General features: G+C 68.5%; 4 protein-coding genes. All 4 read left to right on the top strand.

Annotated elements, in window-relative coordinates; translation table 11 throughout:
• On the top strand, positions 1–231 hold a 231-nt coding region (locus tag AB0395_RS48580; protein ID WP_366295178.1), incomplete at its 5' end, for a hypothetical protein.
• Positions 232–234: 3 nt separating this feature from the next.
• Complete coding sequence (locus AB0395_RS48585; protein ID WP_366295180.1) at positions 235–450, top strand: hypothetical protein; 216 nt, start codon at positions 235–237, stop codon at positions 448–450.
• A gap of 76 nt (positions 451–526) precedes the next feature.
• On the top strand, positions 527–847 hold the full coding sequence (locus AB0395_RS48590; RefSeq protein ID WP_366295183.1) for a hypothetical protein: 321 nt from the start codon (positions 527–529) through the stop codon (positions 845–847).
• Positions 837–1,082, top strand: a complete 246-nt coding sequence (locus AB0395_RS48595) for a DUF2283 domain-containing protein (protein WP_366295186.1) — start codon at positions 837–839, stop codon at positions 1,080–1,082. Before AB0395_RS48590 ends, AB0395_RS48595 begins: the two co-directional genes overlap by 11 nt.
• Positions 1,083–1,148: the final 66 nt, after the last annotated feature.

Consider the following 1,148-nt stretch of genomic DNA (forward strand, 5'->3'; position numbering starts at 1 on the left):
GCCTCGGACGCCTCAGCGCCCCGCAACGGCACCGTCTACAACGGCGGCACCATCGGCTACCCGGCCGCCCTGGGCGACCCGCAGAGCGACCTCGATGACCTCCGTGCCGTCACCCTGCGCCGCTTCGAGCAGGTCACCAGCACGCTGGGGCGCCGAGTCGAGTACACCCTCGTCACAAACCTGACGCGCGTCATCGGCCCATGGGAGCCCTCCGAGACCGAGGGGCGCTGATCTGTGGCTCTCCGTTTCACCGACACCCGCATCACCTCTGATGCCACGCCCGTGGTCGCTGGGAAGCAGCCTGACGGCCAGTGGGTCGTCACTGGCCGCTCCGGCTTCCTTACCTACAACGGGGCGATCACCGCCCTGACCCTCGCGGAGGAACTCGCTGACGGCGCCTCCGCCGATGACCCGCTCATTAGGGACCTGGAAGACGAGCTCGCCCGCTGACTGCCCTCGGCCAGCCCGTTTCCTGCGGGCTGGCACCGGCACACTGGAGAGCGTCCCCTACGGCCCGGAGGAGCTCGTGACGGCCTACCCCATCCCCGAGAACCACGGCCACTGGTGGCTGACCACACGCCGCTCCTGGTCCCATCTCCACGCCGTGCCCGGAGGCAACCTCACTCCCGACGACCTGCACGACTCGATCGACTGGGCCGACCCTCTCGAACGGCAGACCGCGTGCGGGCCGGTCCTGGATCTCACTTACGCAGGGATCGGGAGCCGGTTCTCAATGCCCCGCTGCGCCCACTGCTGTCGAACCCTCGGCATCCCAGCCGGACGTGGCACACCCGTGAACGAAGCCGCGGAGAAGCGGCTCGCAGAGGAGAAGACACATGCCCGATGATTTGCCGAAGTTCACGACGAGCGGCCTTGAAAGACGCCCCGCCTCCTACACCTACGACTCGGAGGTGGGCGCCACGTACGTCTACCTCAACGGCCCGATCCCGCCCGGGGGAGTAGCCAGCACGGTTGAGGTGGACGCCATGGTGAACCTCGACCTGGACGGGGACGGGCGCGTCATCGGCATCGAGATCATCGCCGCCTGGCCCGAGGCGCCCACCTCTCCCGAGGAGGAGTGATGAGCCCAGACCGTACCGCGGAGCTCCGCCAAGCCATCGCTGACGCGGGTACCTTCGAGACCCTAG

This window comes from Streptosporangium sp. NPDC051023, assembly GCF_040689595.1.
In the GTDB taxonomy this organism is placed as follows: domain Bacteria; phylum Actinomycetota; class Actinomycetes; order Streptosporangiales; family Streptosporangiaceae; genus Streptosporangium.